Below are 19,578 nucleotides of genomic sequence, written 5' to 3'. Positions count from 1 at the left end.
TTCCTTTTAAATGCAGGACGTGAAAATTGATTTTAGCTTAAATACTTTCTTTCTTAGCTTTAATTTTTATCAAGAAGTCATATTTACCATGAATTAATAGATGGGCTGTCAAACCGGCGATTAATCCCCAAAAAGCACCTCCGACGCCGAGTAAAGTTATATTGGCAGCGGTAGCCAAGAAAGTAATAAGGGCGGTTTCACGTGTTCGGCCATCACTCATTGAATTAGCTAAACTTCCTCCGATAGTACCGAGCAGGGCAAGGCCGGCAAGCGTTGTAATGAATGCCTTGGGCAATATCATGAAAAGCGTCGCCAGAGTAACACCGAAAATACCAATCAAAATATAAAAAATGCCACAGGCTAAACCGGCTATATAGCGTTTATGTGGGTTTTCGTGCGCATCTTTTCCAGTGCAAATTGCAGCTGTAATTGCCGCTATATTGAATGCATGGGCACCAAAGGGAGCCATGATTAAGGAGCCTAATCCCGTTGTAATCAGAATTGGATTCGCACTTGTTTTAAAGCCATCATTTCTGAGAACCAGCATGCCAGGCATATATTGTCCTGTCAGGGTAATGACAAATAGCGGCAATGCGACACCTAAAAGAGAATGTAAGGAAAATTGGGGGATTTCAAAGACAGGCGTGGCAAAACTTAAATGAACGACTGAGAAATCAACCTTATTTTGGATTATAAGCATAGCCATACCGATAATTAAAATGCCAACAACCGCGAAGCGGGAGGTAAATCGTTTGAGTATCGCATATGAGATAATTAACGTGATGACAAGTACGGGATCCACACTGGCGCTGCCGAATGCATTAATGCCAAATTGCAGCAAAATTCCTGCAAGCAACCCTGCGGCAATGCCACTTGGGATCATGCGGACAAGTTTTTCAAAAGCGCCGGAAAGCCCTAATAAAATGAAACCAAGGGCGGAGATAATATATGCGCCAATAACTTCGCTATAAGGCGTAAAAGGCATAATTGTCGCCAGAAAAGCAACTCCCGGCGTTGACCAAGCGGTAATTATTGGCTCTTTATAGCGGAAACTTAACCATGCTCCCGTTATGCCAACACCAATTGAGACTGCCCATACCCAAGAAGCCATCTGAGCCGATGATAAATTTGCAAGCTCGGCTGCTTGAAAAACTAATACAAAAGTGCCTCCATAATTCACTAATACTGAAATCAGAGCTGCAATTGTTGGTGAGAAAAAATCAGAGAGTTTGAGATTTACCTTGGATGTATGCATAAGCAATTCCTCATCTAACAGCCTATCCATTGGCCTAAAAATTTACGGGAGAAATGATCTTAGATGAGTTATGGCCTGTTCGAATGGGCCAAATTATAAGGTTCAGGCAGTCCACTTTATGGGGGCAGTTCACGTTGTCATGTTCTTTTTTTAATCAGCATTGCACTGATTAATTTAATTTTTATTGCTTTGTCTTCCAAATGATGAATAAAACCAAGTAACCGGCTCACAAATGTATACATGAGGAAATATGCCCGCTGTCGTATTTCATTCTTATTACGATAGCCTTGTTACGACTGCGAACATTATCCCGCAATGATTAATCCACTCAGTAAAATCGTATTGTATTTATCAGAACCGGGCTAGTTTTCTATCTTGCCGCCCCACTTATCATAACGGGAGCGACTTGAATTAATTGTTTTTCGGTATTGTCTGAATCTATCAGCGCGAAAATGTGATCAAGCATTGCCGGAACATCCTGCTTGACCATTTCTATGTCATGCCCGAGCAATGCAACAAACGGATCCCAGTCGAAACAGCCCATGACTGGCTGGTGATTACGGGTGTAACCGGCTTCTGCCAGCCAGCGCATAACCCCTTCCAGCGAAATCGTTGAATTAACAAATAACCCGCATTTTGGAATATCGTCTTTACGTGGAAATTTACGCAGCGCAATTTCGGCTTTTTCAGGTGCATATCCGCAGGTAAGAATATTTTCTTCCGCAACGGGAAGCCCCCATTCGGCATGCGCATCTCTGAATCCCCGTATACGCTCCCGGGTGTTGTGATCATTCAATCTGCCGCCGACAAAAATCAGTGACTCTGCTTGCCTTTGTTTTTGATCATATTTTTTGAAAATGCGGTGAGTCAGCGCTTTGGCGCCACTGTAGTTGTCAGAAATCACGGAGGGCGCCAATGTGCCCGGCAGGTCAAGATTCAGAGTAGGAACACCGGCGACAGAGCAGATTTCACTGATACTGTCTGGATTTGTCGCCCCTGTCGCAATTAACCAGTCCACCTGATAAGAGAGCATCGTTTTGGCGGCTTCGATTTCTAGTTCCGGATCACGCTGGGTACAGGTAATTATCGGAAACAGCCCACGCTCACGTGCCATTTCTTCGAAATGCTCAACGATGTAACCAAAATAGCGGTTGTCATACTTCGGCACTAACATACCGATGATTTTGGACTTTTCACTGCGTAATAAGCTCGCCTGCTTATTGACGGAATAACTCTGTTCCTCAGCAATGCGGGTGATTTTTTCAGCGAGCTGGGCGCTGATTCGCCTTTTCTTCCAATTTCCATTGAGTACAGCACTCACTGCACTGGCTGATACTCCCGCAAGTTCAGCGAGGTCGTAGATTGTCGTCTTCTTGTTCTGTCTGAGCTTTGTCACAAATTTTCATCCCCGTTTTTGCCTTAGCTTGACATCAAAGATAAAAAGTCGCAATTCTGCTCCATCGATTGAGCTACATTGAACTCGATGAAATTATTACCTTCTGTCCTATAAAAAAATTGCCGGAGTATCCGTTATGGCTATCTCACTAGAAAATAAAGTCGCTGCAATCACAGGCGCAGCATCAGGTATCGGCCTTGAATGTGCACGTACACTTATCAAAGCAGGCGCTAAAGTTGTTTTGATCGATCGGGCTGAAGAACGTCTGATGCAACTGGTCGCCGAGCTGGGCGAAAATGCCATCCCGCTGGTCGTTGATTTGATGAAACCAGAACAGGTTGACGGCATGTTGGAGGGGATCTTGAAAAAAGCCGGGCGTCTTGACATTTTCCATGCCAACGCCGGTGCGTATATTGGCGGCCCTGTTGCAGAAGGTGATCCCGATGTCTGGGACCAGGTGCTCAATCTGAATATCAATGCCGCATTCCGTAGTGTCCGCGCTGTGTTGCCGCATTTTATTGAGCAGAAGTCCGGTGATGTCTTGTTCACCAGCTCGATTGCCGGCATGATTCCGGTGGTTTGGGAACCGATTTATACCGCATCTAAATTTGCCGTTCAGGCCTTTGTTCACTCTACCCGTCGCCAAGTCTCTCAATATGGTGTGCGCGTCGGTGCGATACTTCCGGGGCCGGTTGTCACTGCTCTGCTGGATGACTGGCCGAAAGCCAAAATGGAAGAAGCTTTGGCAAATGGCAGCCTAATGAAGCCTATTGAAGTGGCAGAATCGGTGCTGTTTATGTTAACCCGTCCGAGAAATGTCACTATCCGTGATTTGGTTATTCTGCCAAGCAGTGTTGATCTCTAATCACACAGAAAATAAGGGATGGAGAAGGGGCGATGAACAGTAACGTACCAAGCAAGGCGGAAAGTAACAAAGTTGTCATTGGTGTTGATGTCGGTACCGGCAGTGCCCGCGCCGGTATTTTTGATATGAACGGTAAAATGTTGGCATCAGCCAAGCACGATATAACGCTTTATCGTGATAGTGCGCATTTTGTCGAGCAATCCAGCCGTGAAATCTGGGATGCGGTTTGTTACTGCATCAAAGAAGCAATGTCACACTCCGGAAGCACACCGCAGCAAGTTGCTGGCATCGGTTTTGATGCGACCTGCTCATTGGTTGTGCTCGGCAAAGATAAGGAGCCGGTTTCAGTCAGCCTGAGTGACGATCCTAACCGGAACATCATTGTGTGGATGGATCACCGCGCGACAGGGCAGGCAGAACGCATCAACGCAACAGGCCATCCTGTGCTTAACTATGTTGGCGGTAAAATTTCCCCTGAGATGGAAACACCGAAAATTCTCTGGTTGAAAGAAAACCGTCGAGAGTCTTTTGATAACGCATGGCAATTCTTTGATCTGGCCGATTTCTTGACTTGGAAATCCACCGGCTCACTCTCCCGCTCGACTTGTACCGTGACCTGTAAATGGACCTACCTTGCGCATGAAAAACGTTGGGATGCCGATTATTTCCGGCAAATCGGTCTGTCTGAGCTTGCAGATGAAAACTTTGCCCGTATCGGGCAGAGCATTGTTGAACCGGGAACACCTTGTGGTCAAGGGTTGACGGAAGACGCAGCCCAACAAATGGGATTACTGGCAGGTACACCGGTTGCCGCAGGGATGATTGATGCCCACGCCGGTGGTATCGGCACTGTTGGTGTCAACGGTGATGCAACCCGCAACATGGCTTATGTGTTCGGTACTTCTTCCTGTACCATGACGACAACTCAAGAGCCGGTATTTATTCCCGGTGTTTGGGGCCCTTATTTCTCTGCAATGGTGCCCGGCATGTGGCTGAATGAAGGCGGGCAAAGTGCTGCGGGCGCGGCAATCGATCAACTGTTGTCTTTGCACCCCGCAGCAGCGGAAGCCAAAGCGATGGCAAAAGAAAAAAGCATTCCTTTGCCGGTTTTTTTGGCTGATATGGTCATGGGCAAAACACTATCGGCTTCTCAGGCGATTGAATTGACCGAAGGTATTCATGTGGTTCCTGAATTTTTGGGGAACCGTGCACCTTTTGCCGATCCCAATGCCCGCGCTGTCATTGCCGGATTGGGTATGGAAAACGATCTGAATAACCTGCTTTCCCTCTATATTGCCGGAGTATGTGGCATTGGTTATGGGTTGCGACAAATTATCGAAGCACAGGCAAAATCAGGCGCTGTGATTGAAAATATTGTCATTAGTGGGGGAGCGGGCCAGCATCCTTTGATTCGCCAATTGCTGGCAGATACTTGCGGTGTGACGGTGGTGGCAACCCAAGCAAGTGAACCTGTTCTGCTCGGCTCCGCGATTTTGGGGGCTGTGGCTGGTGGCGTTTCAGAAAGTGTTGGGCAGGCAATGGCGCATTTTTCTGCCATTGATCGCACATACACGCCGAATGAAGCCTACCGCGAACGTCATGATATCCGTTTTGGCTCATTTCAGGCTCTCCAGCGGTGTGCCAGAGAGCTAAAGGGATAATGCATTTATCCGACGATTAGTTCATTTATCTCATGAAGCTCCTTACTCCCGCAGAGAGAGTAAGGATCTGAGTTGGTATTTGGAATGTTTATACACTTCGTTTTTCAAACTGCCTCTTACCGGAGGCCAGCCTTTGGCTGTTCAAATTCATTTCCGACGAATTTATCATTTCCTTGCCGCCGCGATGTAATTTGAAATCCATTGTGTATAGAACTATTTTAAAATAAAGAAATAATTGTTAAATTTAATTATTTCAACGGTCGCGTAATTAAGTCATTTCTATAAAAACAGTGCAATGGTTGCAGGCTTTGGTTTTTGTCAAAACCTACAAATTTATATTTATTATTTGCATATGACCCAATAAAAAATTACATGAATTACACTAATTAATATTAGTGTATTACAATGAATAACTTAACTTGAGTAATATCCAACAATGTCATAAACCCCTGGTGTGGCTTTGGCTATCTCTGCGGTGCGTTTAACAAATTCTGCCGCTAATGGGCTGTTTCTGGTTGCTGTAATGTCATCAACACTTCTCCATTTTGCAATATTTACAACGTGTTCCCCATCCTTACTTGCCAGCAACGTAATTGAAATAAATCCCGGTTGCTTGCTAAAGAATTTATCACTCCCTTCTTGTAATATCTTAATAATTTCAGCTTGTTTGTTTGCATCGACTTTAATGATGTTTATGTATGTGACTTCAGGCTTAGACATAACATACTCTCCTAATGGATAAAACTCGATTATTTGCATTATACTTCTTGAGCTAAGACGATTTAGCTTCCAAATATGTCAGGTTTTTTTGAAAAAATTTTATTACTGCGCCTGACCGTTACGCTTTGCCTTTCGTCTGCAACGAATTTATTCAGCTAACGGATATAGATAAAAAGAGGAAAGTGAGCAGCATGGTGTATGAAGACCGAGTATGTGAAGACCGAACTAAAATATATTCTGAGCGTTCTAAACTGGAATCGCTGGCATATAGATTTTTGGGAACGATGCCGGATGCTGAAGATGCGGTGCAGGAAACTTATTTACGATGGTATAAACTGACTCAAGCAGAACGTAAGCAAATTGTATCCCCTATAGCTTGGCAACGAACAACACTGACCCGGATTTGTTTTGATAAGCTTAAGTCCGCTAAATCAAAACGTGAAGTTTATATCGGCGAATGGCTACCCGAACCGGTTTCACACAATGAATGGTGCGGGTCTGTATCTGAGCTAAATGATCCAGTTGATCATCTCATCAGTGCTCATTCTGTTTCTATGGCTTTAATGATCGTCCTTGACAAAATGACGCCTGCCGAACGTGTCAGTTTCATTCTCCATGATGTTTTCCAATATTCATTCGAAGAAATCGGTGAGATCGTTGACAGGACGCCACAAGCATGCCGCCAACTGGCTTCATCGGGGCGAAAGCGAATCAAACAAGAATGCAATATTACCGCTTCTCCGGAGGAACATAAGCGCGTCAATCATGCTTTCCGGAACGCATGGATTACGGGCAATATTAAGGAACTGATCGCAGTCTTGGATGAAAGGGCCAGTGCAGTCACCGATGGTGGCGGTATTGTCAGTGCGGCAATTGAACCGCTATTTGGTAGGGATGCGATTATCAACTTTTTCCTGTCAGCATTTGAGCGGCAACATGATCTTCAAATTGAAGAGGGAATGGTGAATGGCGAGTCTGGGCTGATTGGTAAAGTGGCAGGCCATACTATCACTGTCATTTCAACCCATGTTACAGCAGGAAAGATCAACGAAATTTGGGTAATGCGCAATCCTGAAAAATTGACTGCTTGGCATTAGCTCATTTAGGCTAACTTTTATTCCTCACAACGCGAGGAATAAAAGATTTTCATGAGCATCAGTGTCTCACTTATAAAATAGGCCGTTAAGTGTATTTTATTGTGTTTTATTATCAATCTTATTTTTAAGATAAATACTTAAAAATGCCATCAGTGAAAAGGCAATACTACCAAGTACAATTGTATGCACCCCTAAATAGGATACAATCCACCCTCCCGCCATCGCGCCAATCGTTATGCCTAAATTCGAAAAAGAAATATATAGGCTATTGGCAAACTCCGGTGCTTCACTGGCTTCTCGCATAAGCCATGTTTGACTGATCACAAGCCCGGCAGCATGCAGTCCTCCCCAAAAAATAACCAGCACAAACATGGCTATTGGAGAGAATCCCAGATACCAGATAAGAAAATATAAAAGAATTAATAAAAGAGGATATAAATGAGTGGTTTTTATCACATTCTTTTGCAAAAAATAGCTAAAAACAAAATTGCCTAAAAATCCACTGACACCAAATACAATTAAAATTGTACTGATCAGATTATTATGCAGATGCGTAATTTTAGACAGGTAATCTGTGATATAGCTGAAATTTGAAAACATGGCAGAGAAAACCAATGTCACAGTGAAAATAGTCAGCCATAGTTTGCCCTTGCGTAATACAGCCAGTTGGCTAGAAAAAATAACTTTTTCTGTCGATGGGGAAGAGGGAACAAAAAATAGAATTCCAATGAAAGCGACTACACAAATCCCTGACCCAAAGTAAAAAGCTGCACTTAATGAGACATTTTCTGCGATAAATGAACTCAGTGGTACACCTAATACCAACCCTACCGCAACACCTGCAAAAACTTTTGCTACTGCTCCCGGGCTTTTTTCTTTAGATACTGAATTGGCGGCAACCACAAGTGCAACGGCAAAAAAGACAGCGTGCATAAGTGCGGGCAGTATTCTGAAAAATAACATCAAATTGAAATTATTTGTTGTCGCATATATAAGGTTAGAAATAACAAATATGAAGAGAATAATGAGGAGAATGTGTTTTTTATTATATCCGGATAGCATCAATGTAATAAATGGCCCTGTTATGGCAACGACAATGGCATAAACACTGACAAGAAATCCAACCTGAGTCGGGGTAACATGAAGTTGAGACTCTAATTGTGGAAGCAATCCAATGACAGCGACTTCAGTAGTAATAACACCAAAAACAGCAATAGATAGCACTAGCAATAACATTGCTTTCTTATTTAGCATAATGGCTCCAGGCAGGTTTGGATTATCCGTAGAGTGTTTATGTTAAAATACATTTAATACTTTGTTATTCAATTAATGCGATTCAGATCTCAAATTTTCATAATATAAATAAATCAGACAATATAGCTGTATTATACTGGCTATGTTATTTTTTCATTTAGGCGATGATAAAATACTCCAATTTTAGGTTAATTGAGAAAAATATTTTTTATATTAATAAAATGAGAGAAAATATGAATAATGATTTTTCTATCGAAAATATAGGGATAGAAGATTGTATCGTGCTTAGTTTGCATCAGTCGGCATGGGAGAAAATATTGTCTGGGCAGAAGAAATATGAGTTTAGGCGTCGTTTTAGGAGAAAAAGAACTGTTGCATTTATCTACGTTACCTCTCCGGTGAAAGAAATCCAAGGTGTTATTATGTTGGATAAACCCATCGAAGGGTCTGCTAAAGAAATTGCAGAAATAGCCGAAAAAGCAATTCCGGGCAATGGTCAGAGTGTTTATGATTATTTCATCGAGAAAGATTTTGGGCTGGCAATGCCAATTGTCAATGTTATGAAGCTTGAACCTGTTTCATTAAATTCACTCCGTGAAAAATATAATTTTTCCGCACCTCAGTTTTATATGATGTTTAAGGAAAATAAATCGATGCATGATGAATTAATGGGAAGGATAATAAAATAGATTTAAATTATATAATAATGAATATTAATTTTTTTGATGTTTTATGGCTGCATTAATATGAATTTAAAAGATGTCATTCGCACATTTCAGTCAGGCAAAATGTGTGAGAATGAGGAAAAAAGTTTACCCAACATATAGAAAGAACTTATCAATGGCAGAGCAAAAAGCAAAATTCGATGGTTTGGCGGAAAACTATGATCGCTATCGTCCTCACTACCCGCAGGCACTTTTTCGCGAAATTTGTCACTGGCTGCCTGTAGGCAGGGCGCTGTCTATTGTCGATATTGGCGCAGGGACAGGCATTGCACTTGAAGGGTTGGCAAATCTGCTTGGTCAGCAACACCGCTACACGGCCATTGATATTTCTCAGGGCATGATTGACATCGGTAAACAAAAACTTCCGTGGGTTAATTGGCTGCATGGCAGTGCTGAGCAACATCTCTCCAATGTGGATCAGCCTGATTTAGTCATGGCAGCGCAATCTTTTCAATGGATGGAACGGGAAACGGTATTGAACCTGGTAAGAGATTGCCTGGCTGATAAGGGCATTATGGCGGTTTTACAAAATAACCGGGATTACCGACACAGTGAATTTTTGAATGAGTATGAAAATCTGCTGGAAGAATTAAGCCCCAATTATAATCGCCATTATCGGGATTTTGATTATGCAGGAGAACTGAATACTGTATTTCCCTCTGTAAATATCCACCACATTACCCTCAATACCCGTTGGAGCATGCATATTCCCGTTGAAGCATTCATCGGTATGAGCCGTTCATCGACCCAAGCACAACGGGCTTTGGTTGCTCATGGTGAGCTGTTTATTGAAAGATTAAAAATGTTGGCTGAAAAATATCAATCTGAAGACAAATTAGAAATTTTATATGAAAGCCAGTTGATTATGGTGGTTAAACAGCATAGCGCCGAGGAAGAGTAATGCCGGCAACCGCGTTCTATCTTGCCATAACATATTTATTCTTTGCGCTTGATAAAAGACGTAACATGCCAACAGCGATTAATGTTGAGCCATCAAAAGTTCACCAAGGACTTCATCGACATAAAAGGAACGAATAAACAAGGACGAACGATACTTGCGGCGACCGGAGTTGAGTACACTGAAGGGCGTATATCTATTGGCGGGGAAACAGAATGGCTTCACTCTCTGAACGCGCATCACCTTATTCCGAAGTATTACGTTCCTCATCCTTCCGAAAATTACTGATTGGTCAAGGGCTGTCAATGATTGGTGATGCTGTCTGTCTGGCAGCTTTGCCTGTTGCTTTGATTCACGCCAAACTTGGCGCAGATGTTTTCGGCATAGTCATGGCCGCAGTAGGAATAGGTACAGTGGTGGGGGCGCTTGTCGGCGGAGTGCTGGCAGACAGAAAATCACCGAAGCATATACTCATCGCAACAGACACCGCGAGAGGATTGGCGCAAGTTGTTGCAACGGCATTAATCATATCCAGTGCGCCGTGGTGGGGGTTAATCCTTGCTTACTTTATTTTCGGCATTGGGATTGGGGTTTCTCGCCCATGCGCCCAAGTTTTGCTGGTGAATGTGCTCCCTAAACAGGCGTTAGTCGCCGGAAATGGTGCGATGAATTTTGTCGACAACTTTGTTGCTGTCGTTTTTCCCGCCACAATCGGTGTTGTGCTCATATTATGGGATCCCGTATGGGGAATACTCATGGATGGGATAACATTTTTTGCCGCTGCCTTGTTTACTGCGCTGATACCCGATATCGGGGCGCGCGGTTCAGACGATAAATTCTCCTTACGGGAGATATTGAATGGCGTTGGGGTTATTACTGGCAACTCAGCTTTATCACTTGGTTTTGCTGCGACATTGATTCTGAATGTCCTGTGTTTTCCCATTTTTTTGGTTGTCGCACCTTATGCAATCAGCGCCCGGTTCAGCGATACAATGTGGGGATTTTGTCTGGCTGCATCGGGAGCCGGGGCATGTATCGGCTCAGTCATTACGGTACTCACTTCGGGTCATCAACGTCTGATACTACTTGCCGTGATCTGCGGCCTTTTTCTCTGTAGTGCCATGCTTTTGTTGGGAATGGGCAGTTTTGCTTGGATGGTCATTATGGGCGCAACATTTATCGGGATTGTTGAGGCATCGTGGCTTACGGGTTGGGCAACTGCGATGCAAACACTTTCCCCGGAAAAAGATCTTGGCAAAGTTGTCGCCGTGGATACCTTTGTGACCAGTGGCGCACATCCATTCATCTATCTCGGTGCCGGGGTATTTGGCGCGATGGTGGGATATTCCGACACACTGATAATGACCGCTATTGTCAGTGCCGTAGGAATTGCGACCATCGCATTTGTCGCTATGATTCGAAAGGCCTAAAAAACAACTTCACGATGATTGGCGTAAACATAGCTTGTTCCGTCATATGTACCAGTGTCTTACATTCTGGCACCAGCAGGCATGCCGCAGAGCGGCGCGTCGGTTTGGTCATTCAATACTTCGTTCAACTATCGCAATAATAACTGCGGTAAGTTCTGTTTCTGCCTGAGTGGCCGTAATATCGCCATTTGCTGCGGCATAAGATAAAGTTTCAGCCGCTCCCAGCATTGCCCAAAGGCGTGCAGCAGTAATTTTTCCACCTTTGGTGTATGGCATCAATATCACTTCGCACTTCTCTATGAAAATTCTGGCATATTCGCGTTTGATTTTCTCGAGTTCAGGTGAACCCGCTAAGGCGGCAATAATACTGGGTATCTCACGTCCTTGAAGAAGTACGCAATTGATATAAGAAGATGCAATAACGGCGGCTTTTTCTTCCAGAATTGGCGCGCTTTGCTGAATCGCCATGTCTATGATTGCCGTTTGGCGGTTATCAAATTCAGTGTACAACGCCGCCAACAAACCAGAGCGTGTACCAAAATGATCATAAACAACGGGTTTTGTCACGCTGGCTTTCTCAGCCAGCTTGCCAAGTGTCAGAGCCTCTGTTCCTTCTTCCCGAATAATTTTCCAGGCAATGTCGGTTAGCTGCTGATAGCGTTCTTCTCTTGTGAGGCGAACGCGTGTTTGTGAATGGGGCTGTTTTGAATGAAGTTTGTTGCTTGACATATTTATATACCAAAGGTAACTTACTAATGGTAACCTACTTTTGGTATATAGGTTACGCTTATCTTTTATCATTATCAAGAAGGAGGCATTTAGTGCACGCACTTATCGTTATCTCACACCCCATTCCAGATTCCCTTAGTGGTCATGTAGCTCACTATATTGCCGATAGTATCAGGCAATCAAATCCTGAAAATAGTGCTGAAATTGCCGACCTTGCTAAAGAAGGATTTGATCCAAGATTTACTGAGTCAGATATTGCGGCTTTTTACAAAAAAAGTTTACCTCCGGCTGATGTCATTGCTGAACAATCACGTATTGCCCTGTCGGATGCGCTTGTTCTGGTTTATCCCATCTATTGGTGGACAATGCCAGCCTTGATTAAGGGGTGGATAGATCGCGTGTTTTGTCATGGCTGGGCTTATAACGAACATCCTGATGGCAGGCTGGAAAAAAAACTTCAGCATCTTCCGGTACACTTGGTTGCTTTGGGGGCAGGAGGCAGAGACACTTATCTAAAACATGGTTTTATGGACGCACTGGAAACACAGATTAATCATGGCATTTTTGATTATTGTGGCGCCCCTGTTATCACTTCAGAATTGCTGCTTTATCCCGAGTTAAAAACTCCCGATGCGTATCAGGAAGCAGCATATGAAATTGGTCGTAACATTTTCATCATGGCTGAGGATTCAAAGGTATGATATTCAGATAATCCAGAATTAAAGCTCACGTTCTACTGTAGTTAAAGATCTCTATAAAGCATGAAATTTATATTCACAGCCACGCCGCAGAGCGGTACATTCGTTTGCAACAAATATGCATTTTTGTGATAAAGGCGTTATCAGAAAATTATTTAAATCTTTTAGATGATTTTTATCAGGAAATATTTTGGGAATGGATATGAAGAAACCAAAGAATATATATGTCGTAACATACTCGGAGACTGGAACAGATGGATGGGCATATGGAAGACCTTCGGGTATTAAACCTTGTCAGTGGCCAAGAAGCCGAATCAACGGTGTACCAATGGCGCATATTTTTACTGTGAAAATTCCTGCTGAATATAATGTAAGAAACTCTGAAGTAGAATATTTATCTGTTTTTCAGGGTAATGATTTTGAAGATGATGAAGAAGAAGGTGTAAGTGAGTATTTAGAAAAAGGCGGTGAGGCATTGGGCGATGACGCTTTTTGGCAAGAATTGATCTTGTACCGTAACAATAGGCATCCGCGTGAAGTGTATCAGGTTGACGAGATAGGCGGAGGCTGGTGCTTTATTTATCTGACCGAAGAGGAATGCTCAGGAAAGCAGTGTGAATTGCCCAGCAAGGATTGCATGCCTATTGACTATGAATCAATGAATGAAACTCATTGTTTTTCTTCTGATCAGCCAGCAATATATTTCGATTTAGTGCCTTATTCTGATGATCCTAATGTAGGAATAAAACCAGAAGAAAACCCTGATTGGTTATATGATATTGAAGATACTGAAGCTATTGATAGTTTGAAAATAGAAGATATTCGGGGATATATACCGATATTTCATGAAATCAGTGAAAAATTGAATCTTAATGTAGATAAGTATTTTTATGATCACCATTTTGGCGGGACTACACACTCAGCACAATCTATTCCGGATGATTTGAGTGAATTTTACTTTGAATTTGATGAAAGTCTAGGGGATCCCAATATAGGTGGGGATGGTGTGGCTCAAATAGATTTATTGACGAATAAAATTCATTGGGCTTGTGGTTGATGGCAATGGTGTCCGCCATTATTTGCATATAGTATTAATCCGGTGGTGATTTTTATTGTGCCAGAAAAGAACAGAGTGAGGCGTTGTTGCCTCACTCTGAATGGTACTTCGTTATTGACGGATAAGCCGTCCCGTTTGTGGAGCGTTTTCATAATTACTTCTGAAAGGGTTAATATCCAATCCACCACGTCTTGTGTAACGGGCAAATACGGTCAATTTCTCCGGACGGCAATAATGCATGACATCATTATAAATTCGCTCGACGCATTGTTCATGGAATTCATTATGCGTTCTGAAAGAGATTAGATAGCGCAGCAATTTTTCATGATTAATTTTTGCGCCCTCATAGCGAATAACAACGCTGCCCCAGTCAGGTTGGTTTGTGACCAAACAGTTTGATTTTAATAGATTTGAATACACTGTCTCAGAGACAATATTCGCTTCTGTTGAGACGGAATCTGCCAGTATTGTCGCATCAAAATCGTAGCCGTTTATTTCGATATCTAGCTCATCCAGTGATTGGCCTGAGAATTGGCTGATTTCATGGCCGTATCCGTCAAGATGAGGATAAAGTTTCACTTCCACAGGCTCGCCGGCTATCTGGGACAAGTCTTTTTGCATAGCCTTAATTACATCATCAGTCGTCTCAAATTTAGTCTGGTTAAAGCTGTTGAGATATAGCTTGAATGATTTCGATTCAATTAACCCCGGACTGGTTGCCGGAATGGTAAATTCGCCTATGGCGACAATTGGCTTTCCTTTGCTATTCAGCCAAGAGAGTTCCCAAGCGGTCCAAATATCAAAACCCTGAAAGGGTAATGAGTCAGAACTGATATTGATAACATCGCGTGCGAGTGAGCGCGGAATTGTTTCAAGTAACTCTGGTGAATAACTTTGTATGTAATCGGTTTTTTTTCCAAGATGTGTTATTGATTTTTGAATATCCATTATGGCTTCTCTTCTATGAGGTTATATATTTTCTGAATAGCGCCCGAGTAGCATAGATAGGCCCAACACCGACAATTGCGTAGGTTATTTTGATAATAAATTGGGAAAAAATAATGACCTTAATCGTGTCTGCATCCAGCGTATTATAAAATGCCAGCGTACAAAAAATAACACTGTCCAAAGCGGCCGCTATTGTTGTACTGGTTATGATGCGAATAAAAAGATAACGGGAATTGGTGAGCTCTTTTATTTTGCATAACAGCCATGAGTTGACATTCTCAGAGACAATATAAGCAACTGAAGATGCAACAAGGACAGCAGCAATACTATGGACAATTTCAGTATAGGCTTCAGCTAATCCCCACTCTTTTAGACCCGGCAACACTGCCGTGAACATCAGGCCGAGAACAAACAGAATATTGGTAATAAATGAAAAAAGAATGGCTTTTCTGGCCAGACGAAGCCCGTAAAATTCATTGAGTATATCAACGAGAATGAAAGTGAGTGGATAAAAAAAGATTGCCGCGGGTATCACCATATTAATATAAGGGACACTGATTGGCTTTATTCCTGTTACCGTACAAAAAATATAGATAATGGCCAGAGAAAGGGCAATCATCAGATAGGCAAACCATGAACGTTCATTTCGATCAGCGAGATCATAGGCAGTGACAGTATCCTCGCTACCATAAATTCGGCGATAGATTTCTCGAAGTTCATTTCTATTGAGATCTTCTGAAACCTGACTACTTTCCAATTCCTTTAACGGAATGCTGATGCTCTTTCCGGTAGACAGGATCATGATGTTCGCTCTTATCGCGTCGGAAGAGCGACTGAAACCCAGCAATTTATATTTTTGATTACCTGACACAGCTAATGCTCCTTTGCTTACGAAATGCGTTCTTCAATTATGATTCCAATTAATTGCTCGTTTATGGTTGGCACATTTTTTGAGCTACTAGACACATCGTGGAGATAAAATCCTTTATCGGGTGCATATATTAGCGATGGCTGATTTTTGACAGGCGCGGCATAGCGCTTAATGATTAATGTATCACCAGGGAAAAAAATTTTATCAATCTCAGTTTCTACCGTCATTCCAACCAGATTGGCACCTTCTTCGAAAGCCCAGATTACCGGGTATTTCATGACAAGCTGGCCGATGCGATCTTCCATGCTGGCTAACACGTCTGATTGGGGAATCAGCGGAATGGCAGAAGGATTTCTATTACCCTCGGTGGAAAGGGTATTATCTATACGGTCAAGCTCTTCAATATTGCAATGCTCAATGACATCACACCTGACACCGAAAAAATCGGCAATCCGTGTGATTGTTGAATGCTGAACTTTGTTTATTTGGCCATCAAGAATTTTATAGAGTGTTGTTCTTGTAACACCTGAGCGCATAGCCAGTGAAGATTTATTTTCCCCTTCTCTCCTCATCATATACTCAATGTTACTAATGATATTGGATTTTCTTTTTATTCCTGATGTTTTCATTTCGGAAAATAATAATGTTGTTAGATTTATTCTTAAAACATTACATTATTAACTTACTACCTTCCATAATATTTTTCGATATGTCGCTTTATAAGAATAGTTTATCGCGGATTTTTTTTACATATAAAACATAATAGTATGGAAAGAGTGTACAATTTAATGCACTTTTTGGATATTTTCATGTTGACCTCACTGCATAATGAGTGCTTAATTGCTCGTAGTGTTTGATGGCTGAATAAATATATTGATTGCTATACTAATAATATAATTACAATATAAAAATATTGGCGAAGCCACACCAGGCTGCTTTCCAGAATGAATATTTATGTAGAGTTACTATCTTTATAGGGTTTATCATATTTATGTAAGCTATATCGCGATGTTAAGGACATTCACTGTTATTAACCGGTTATATTTTAAATTAAAGTTTTAATATAAAGTATTAATATAAAAGTATTCATGTTCTGATGGATTAAAATATTACAAGATTAAATGTAGGGCGTCAGATGAAAAATGTGGCTCCACAGAAGTGTTTTAAATTTATCAGTAAAACAAATGAGTTACTTTAAATGAGTTACTTTATGTTTACTGAGAGATATTCATTTTTTATAGGGTTATTTTTTTCATGAAATCTTTAATCTGTTTCTGGATGGAAACGAGTTAATCATCAGTACCCTCCATTCAGTGCATGCCAAAGCCATCTGCTATGCAGGTGGCTTTTTATTTAATTGGACTTTTATTATTTTTGATTTATGTGCGTATCTTTGTCAAACAATATATGAGCTGGGTATTTTGATTCTATTTAATTAGATAATTAAACTTATTCTATCTATTAAACAAGGTGTTGTCATGATTATATGAATCTGCAAAGTAAAATAATGAGAAAATCATCTCTGTTCTAAAAGAAATTGCAGTCAGTAAAAAGTATAAGCCCCCACATGTAGCTTTATCTTGGTTGCTATCGAAACTATCAATCATTTCACTCATCGTTGGAGTGGCACAAGCTGAACAACATATAAACGATATTCATTATATGAACATCATTCTTAACAATGATGACGTTGCAGTGCTGGTGTAGTTTTATACTCCGCATACTAGAATCGAATTATCTTAAATTAGTTATTGGGGGATCTATGAGAATCCAAAAACCGATCAATTCAGGATTTAACGCGTCATCAATAGCCTCCGATGTACTTAACGGTATTGATATTAAAGGCAAGACAGCGCTTATCACTGGTGGACATTCTGGACTGGGATATGAAGCGACTAAAGCGCTGTCTGAAGCTGGTACCCATGTGGTAGTGGGAGTAAGAGATATGGGAAGCGCTTCTGATGCCTTAAGCGAATTGATTAATATTACCATTCTTCCCTTGGATCTATCGGATATCAATTCTGTCAGGACATTCGCAGCTTATGTTCATGCGAATAGATATGTTTTTGATTATGTCATTTGTAATGCTGGTGTAAAGGCACCCGTTTTAGTTCCATGCACTTTTTGAAGATCCGGCATCAGCATTCATCATTCGGTACTCTTCCAGCGTCAGATTGTTCAGCGATTCATGCGAGTGCTTACAGTTGTATTCGCTCAACCATCTTTCTGGGATTTCTCGTACCTCATTCGGCGTTCTGAATAGGTAAGAATTCAGTTTCCCTGCCCAGTAAGTCCAATTGGAGCGTTCAATTTTTTTAAAATGTCTCAACAGCGGCCAATTTAAAAATCAGTGGATAATCATGTAGAGTGAATTTAATTTCTAATGTCAGAATATTCTTCATCAATAGATGAACAAAAATATTAATTTTATTTAGGATATAAAATATTGGGGTATATTTACTGAGACAAAGTTAATCCTCTTGCCAAGAAATTGAGATAACGATAAGAATGAAAAACCACCAACCAATTAATAGAAAAAAGAAACTTTATCGCCGAGTTAATACAACAGCTCACTTCGTTTTTCACCATCATGGCGGTGGGTATCGGTGGGAGCGAGCCAAACAAAAATTAATTCAGGAGAACATGCCATACTTTCTGTCAATGAAAGGTAAGCAAAGGCGTGGCTTAGATTACACTCCACTTTTTATGTTTTTACTGAGTAAAGTGGGTGAAAAATGGGATCTGGTATACAGTGAAGCAATTCAACGGCTGGATAAGCCAGAACCCATATTCTGGATGGTTGCGTTGCATGAGCATGAACAAAGAGATTACATTTGTTGCGGTGAATCAAGTTATTATAACGGGTTGTTCGTTGATGAATCCGGTATTTTAAGAAAAGTGAACCCTAACCTATCCGAAAATGACATTACTATTCACTGCCAATGCTGTACTTATACGTTTAACGGGGTTCCTATCCACCGATGATTCTATAATTTAATGATTCAACACAGTATTTAAAACACGCTTTCGGCATGTGATGTCTTTATCATTCAATGAAAAGGATAGCAACCCGTGGTTCATTCACATCCCTAATATGTTTTTTAATCTTTGGATTTCCTGATGGAAGAATTCATCTTCAGCAAAATTACAGGAAAAGGCTTCGAGCATATGATTGGCGAAGGATGTAATGTCAGCGGAGTTGAGTGGTTGCGGCTTAACCAAAATTTTGTAGGCTTCTGAAACCTCATTCAAACTAATGCAATATTCATAACAGCCAATCTCTATTGCTTCGATAATTTCATCAGGTACGGTGGTAAAGTCCATATCACCTGTTTCAGATTTTATCTTCATATAAAGCCAGACGCCTTCTAGAAACTCTGAAGGGAGTTCGTCCTGATACTGATTAACATAGTCGATAAGCGCTTTTCTATAACCTTCCGCTTCGCTATCTTCTATTAAATCAATGTGTTCAGAAAGTGCTGTTCCTTGTGTCCATGATTTCATACGCTGTCCTGATGTAGATTTATAAAAAACACTGTATGACGGACTCTGTGCTGGCTGCAACAAATTCAGGTCTCTCAATTTCCCCTTTGTTTTGTAAAAAATAAATTGTGATAAAAGTCACAATATGGTAACGAATTTCAATTTTCAGACTTTTGGAAAAAGTATTTATTTCTTAAAAACGTGTAATAAAAATACAGTTTATCATCACATTTAATCACTATTTATCCTGTCAATTCAGAATATTTCACTAAATCCCACATTATCACTTCGCTATTTTATTTAATATTTTTTATCAGTTGATTTTAATTTCATCACCAGATCGTATAGTATCCTTTCCTATTTTTTAAGCTATCAAACATAGGTATAAAGGGCTGCTTGATGGATCAATTTGAACGCTATTTTCAGCAGGAACTGGCTTACTTGCGGGAGCTGGGAAAGCTGGCGTGTGAAACAAAGCCCCATCTGAAGGA

20 protein-coding genes and 1 pseudogene are annotated in these 19,578 nt (G+C 41.3%); 11 read left to right on the top strand and 10 right to left on the bottom strand.

Translation table 11 applies throughout. The features are described 5' to 3' along the window. Positions 1 to 37: 37 nt before the first annotated feature. Both BM100_RS19190 and BM100_RS19185 read right to left on the bottom strand, forming a co-directional pair. On the bottom strand, positions 38 to 1,255 hold the full coding sequence (locus BM100_RS19190; RefSeq protein ID WP_092513922.1) for a benzoate/H(+) symporter BenE family transporter: 1,218 nt from the start codon (positions 1,253 to 1,255) through the stop codon (positions 38 to 40). Positions 1,256 to 1,625: 370 nt separating this feature from the next. Next, complete coding sequence (locus BM100_RS19185; RefSeq protein WP_092513920.1) at positions 1,626 to 2,651, bottom strand: LacI family DNA-binding transcriptional regulator; 1,026 nt, start codon at positions 2,649 to 2,651, stop codon at positions 1,626 to 1,628. 136 nt (positions 2,652 to 2,787) lie between these two features. On the opposite strand from BM100_RS19185, the gene BM100_RS19180 reads away from it, so the two are divergent. Beyond that, complete coding sequence (locus BM100_RS19180) at positions 2,788 to 3,516, top strand: SDR family oxidoreductase (protein ID WP_092513918.1); 729 nt, start codon at positions 2,788 to 2,790, stop codon at positions 3,514 to 3,516. Positions 3,517 to 3,548: 32 nt separating this feature from the next. Continuing rightward, complete coding sequence (locus tag BM100_RS19175; protein ID WP_092513916.1) at positions 3,549 to 5,177, top strand: FGGY-family carbohydrate kinase; 1,629 nt, start codon at positions 3,549 to 3,551, stop codon at positions 5,175 to 5,177. A 414-nt stretch (positions 5,178 to 5,591) separates the two neighbouring features. Here the strand turns inward: BM100_RS19175 and BM100_RS19170 are convergent, their stop codons facing one another. Further along, on the bottom strand, positions 5,592 to 5,897 hold the full coding sequence (locus BM100_RS19170; protein ID WP_092513914.1) for an antibiotic biosynthesis monooxygenase family protein: 306 nt from the start codon (positions 5,895 to 5,897) through the stop codon (positions 5,592 to 5,594). A 191-nt stretch (positions 5,898 to 6,088) separates the two neighbouring features. On the opposite strand from BM100_RS19170, the gene sigJ reads away from it, so the two are divergent. Further along, the gene (sigJ, locus tag BM100_RS19165; RefSeq protein WP_092513912.1) at positions 6,089 to 6,994 is read left to right on the top strand and encodes an RNA polymerase sigma factor SigJ; all 906 of its coding nucleotides are present in this window, start codon (positions 6,089 to 6,091) and stop codon (positions 6,992 to 6,994) included. 96 nt (positions 6,995 to 7,090) lie between these two features. Here sigJ and BM100_RS19160 read toward each other — a convergent pair whose 3' ends face one another. Next, positions 7,091 to 8,248, bottom strand: coding sequence for an MFS transporter (locus BM100_RS19160; protein ID WP_092513910.1), 1,158 nt, complete (start codon positions 8,246 to 8,248; stop codon positions 7,091 to 7,093). Positions 8,249 to 8,481: 233 nt separating this feature from the next. On the opposite strand from BM100_RS19160, the gene BM100_RS19155 reads away from it, so the two are divergent. The 3 genes from BM100_RS19155 to BM100_RS19145 all read left to right on the top strand — a co-directional run bounded on the left by BM100_RS19155 (position 8,482) and on the right by BM100_RS19145 (position 11,301). Continuing rightward, positions 8,482 to 8,937 (top strand): hypothetical protein, encoded by a 456-nt coding sequence (locus BM100_RS19155; protein ID WP_139217000.1) that lies wholly within the window; start codon positions 8,482 to 8,484, stop codon positions 8,935 to 8,937. A 151-nt stretch (positions 8,938 to 9,088) separates the two neighbouring features. After that, complete coding sequence (locus BM100_RS19150; protein ID WP_092513906.1) at positions 9,089 to 9,874, top strand: class I SAM-dependent methyltransferase; 786 nt, start codon at positions 9,089 to 9,091, stop codon at positions 9,872 to 9,874. A 212-nt stretch (positions 9,875 to 10,086) separates the two neighbouring features. Next, the gene (locus tag BM100_RS19145; RefSeq protein ID WP_092513904.1) at positions 10,087 to 11,301 is read left to right on the top strand and encodes an MFS transporter; all 1,215 of its coding nucleotides are present in this window, start codon (positions 10,087 to 10,089) and stop codon (positions 11,299 to 11,301) included. Positions 11,302 to 11,409: 108 nt separating this feature from the next. Here BM100_RS19145 and BM100_RS19140 read toward each other — a convergent pair whose 3' ends face one another. Further along, positions 11,410 to 12,030, bottom strand: coding sequence for a TetR/AcrR family transcriptional regulator (locus BM100_RS19140; protein ID WP_092513902.1), 621 nt, complete (start codon positions 12,028 to 12,030; stop codon positions 11,410 to 11,412). Between the two features lie 92 nt (positions 12,031 to 12,122). Here BM100_RS19140 and BM100_RS19135 point away from each other — a divergent pair, with 92 nt between their 5' ends. Together BM100_RS19135 and BM100_RS19130 are read left to right on the top strand one after the other, a co-directional pair. Beyond that, positions 12,123 to 12,731 (top strand): NAD(P)H-dependent oxidoreductase, encoded by a 609-nt coding sequence (locus tag BM100_RS19135; protein WP_092513900.1) that lies wholly within the window; start codon positions 12,123 to 12,125, stop codon positions 12,729 to 12,731. 193 nt (positions 12,732 to 12,924) lie between these two features. Further along, a complete protein-coding gene (locus BM100_RS19130; RefSeq protein ID WP_139216999.1) occupies positions 12,925 to 13,785 on the top strand; it encodes a hypothetical protein in 861 nt (286 codons plus the stop codon). Positions 13,786 to 13,896: 111 nt separating this feature from the next. On the opposite strand, the gene queF is transcribed toward BM100_RS19130, so the two are convergent. The 3 genes from queF to BM100_RS19115 are packed head-to-tail and all read right to left on the bottom strand — an operon-like array spanning position 13,897 to position 16,233. Next, positions 13,897 to 14,733, bottom strand: coding sequence for an NADPH-dependent 7-cyano-7-deazaguanine reductase QueF (queF, locus tag BM100_RS19125; protein WP_092513896.1), 837 nt, complete (start codon positions 14,731 to 14,733; stop codon positions 13,897 to 13,899). 13 nt (positions 14,734 to 14,746) lie between these two features. Further along, on the bottom strand, positions 14,747 to 15,604 hold the full coding sequence (locus tag BM100_RS19120; protein WP_092513894.1) for a queuosine precursor transporter: 858 nt from the start codon (positions 15,602 to 15,604) through the stop codon (positions 14,747 to 14,749). A 17-nt stretch (positions 15,605 to 15,621) separates the two neighbouring features. Continuing rightward, positions 15,622 to 16,233 carry a helix-turn-helix domain-containing protein gene (locus tag BM100_RS19115; RefSeq protein WP_092513892.1) on the bottom strand — a complete coding sequence of 204 codons (612 nt, stop codon included), beginning with the start codon at positions 16,231 to 16,233 and terminating at the stop codon, positions 15,622 to 15,624. Positions 16,234 to 17,119: 886 nt separating this feature from the next. Here BM100_RS19115 and BM100_RS24110 point away from each other — a divergent pair. Together BM100_RS24110 and BM100_RS19110 are read left to right on the top strand one after the other, a co-directional pair. Further along, positions 17,120 to 17,311 (top strand): aldo/keto reductase, encoded by a 192-nt coding sequence (locus BM100_RS24110; protein WP_139217002.1) that lies wholly within the window; start codon positions 17,120 to 17,122, stop codon positions 17,309 to 17,311. Between the two features lie 55 nt (positions 17,312 to 17,366). Then, positions 17,367 to 17,732, top strand: coding sequence for an SDR family NAD(P)-dependent oxidoreductase (locus tag BM100_RS19110; RefSeq protein WP_169924789.1), 366 nt, complete (start codon positions 17,367 to 17,369; stop codon positions 17,730 to 17,732). Here the strand turns inward: BM100_RS19110 and BM100_RS19105 are convergent. Continuing rightward, positions 17,712 to 17,915: pseudogene (locus BM100_RS19105) on the bottom strand (integrase core domain-containing protein); the annotation flags it as partial. The gene BM100_RS19110 and the pseudogene BM100_RS19105 sit on opposite strands and share 21 nt — an antisense overlap. A gap of 197 nt (positions 17,916 to 18,112) precedes the next feature. Between BM100_RS19105 and BM100_RS19100 the strand changes: the two are divergent. After that, positions 18,113 to 18,589, top strand: coding sequence for a hypothetical protein (locus tag BM100_RS19100; RefSeq protein ID WP_092513886.1), 477 nt, complete (start codon positions 18,113 to 18,115; stop codon positions 18,587 to 18,589). A 96-nt stretch (positions 18,590 to 18,685) separates the two neighbouring features. On the opposite strand, the gene BM100_RS19095 is transcribed toward BM100_RS19100, so the two are convergent. Further along, the gene (locus BM100_RS19095) at positions 18,686 to 19,108 is read right to left on the bottom strand and encodes a hypothetical protein (protein ID WP_092513884.1); all 423 of its coding nucleotides are present in this window, start codon (positions 19,106 to 19,108) and stop codon (positions 18,686 to 18,688) included. Between the last annotated feature and the right edge of the window lie 470 nt (positions 19,109 to 19,578).

Source organism: Xenorhabdus mauleonii, assembly GCF_900113945.1.
Classification (GTDB): Bacteria; Pseudomonadota; Gammaproteobacteria; order Enterobacterales; family Enterobacteriaceae; genus Xenorhabdus; species Xenorhabdus mauleonii.
The sequence above is the reverse complement of the archived record's forward strand: the minus strand, read 5'-3'. Positions and strand labels throughout refer to the sequence as shown.

What these genes read in the sequence shown, in the direction of transcription:
- BM100_RS19095 (WP_092513884.1), bottom strand. Translation starts at nt 19,108, where the DNA reads ATGAAATCATGGACACAAGGAACAGCACTTTCTGAACACATTGATTTA.
- queF (WP_092513896.1), bottom strand. Translation starts at nt 14,733, where the DNA reads ATGGATATTCAAAAATCAATAACACATCTTGGAAAAAAAACCGATTAC.
- BM100_RS19180 (WP_092513918.1), top strand. Translation starts at nt 2,788, where the DNA reads ATGGCTATCTCACTAGAAAATAAAGTCGCTGCAATCACAGGCGCAGCA.
- BM100_RS19115 (WP_092513892.1), bottom strand. Translation starts at nt 16,233, where the DNA reads ATGAAAACATCAGGAATAAAAAGAAAATCCAATATCATTAGTAACATT.
- BM100_RS19110 (WP_169924789.1), top strand. Translation starts at nt 17,367, where the DNA reads ATGAGAATCCAAAAACCGATCAATTCAGGATTTAACGCGTCATCAATA.
- BM100_RS19100 (WP_092513886.1), top strand. Translation starts at nt 18,113, where the DNA reads ATGAAAAACCACCAACCAATTAATAGAAAAAAGAAACTTTATCGCCGA.
- BM100_RS19155 (WP_139217000.1), top strand. Translation starts at nt 8,482, where the DNA reads ATGAATAATGATTTTTCTATCGAAAATATAGGGATAGAAGATTGTATC.
- BM100_RS19170 (WP_092513914.1), bottom strand. Translation starts at nt 5,897, where the DNA reads ATGTCTAAGCCTGAAGTCACATACATAAACATCATTAAAGTCGATGCA.
- BM100_RS19140 (WP_092513902.1), bottom strand. Translation starts at nt 12,030, where the DNA reads ATGTCAAGCAACAAACTTCATTCAAAACAGCCCCATTCACAAACACGC.
- BM100_RS19190 (WP_092513922.1), bottom strand. Translation starts at nt 1,255, where the DNA reads ATGCATACATCCAAGGTAAATCTCAAACTCTCTGATTTTTTCTCACCA.
- BM100_RS19150 (WP_092513906.1), top strand. Translation starts at nt 9,089, where the DNA reads ATGGCAGAGCAAAAAGCAAAATTCGATGGTTTGGCGGAAAACTATGAT.
- sigJ (WP_092513912.1), top strand. Translation starts at nt 6,089, where the DNA reads ATGGTGTATGAAGACCGAGTATGTGAAGACCGAACTAAAATATATTCT.
- BM100_RS19130 (WP_139216999.1), top strand. Translation starts at nt 12,925, where the DNA reads ATGGATATGAAGAAACCAAAGAATATATATGTCGTAACATACTCGGAG.
- BM100_RS19175 (WP_092513916.1), top strand. Translation starts at nt 3,549, where the DNA reads ATGAACAGTAACGTACCAAGCAAGGCGGAAAGTAACAAAGTTGTCATT.
- BM100_RS19160 (WP_092513910.1), bottom strand. Translation starts at nt 8,248, where the DNA reads ATGCTAAATAAGAAAGCAATGTTATTGCTAGTGCTATCTATTGCTGTT.
- BM100_RS19145 (WP_092513904.1), top strand. Translation starts at nt 10,087, where the DNA reads ATGGCTTCACTCTCTGAACGCGCATCACCTTATTCCGAAGTATTACGT.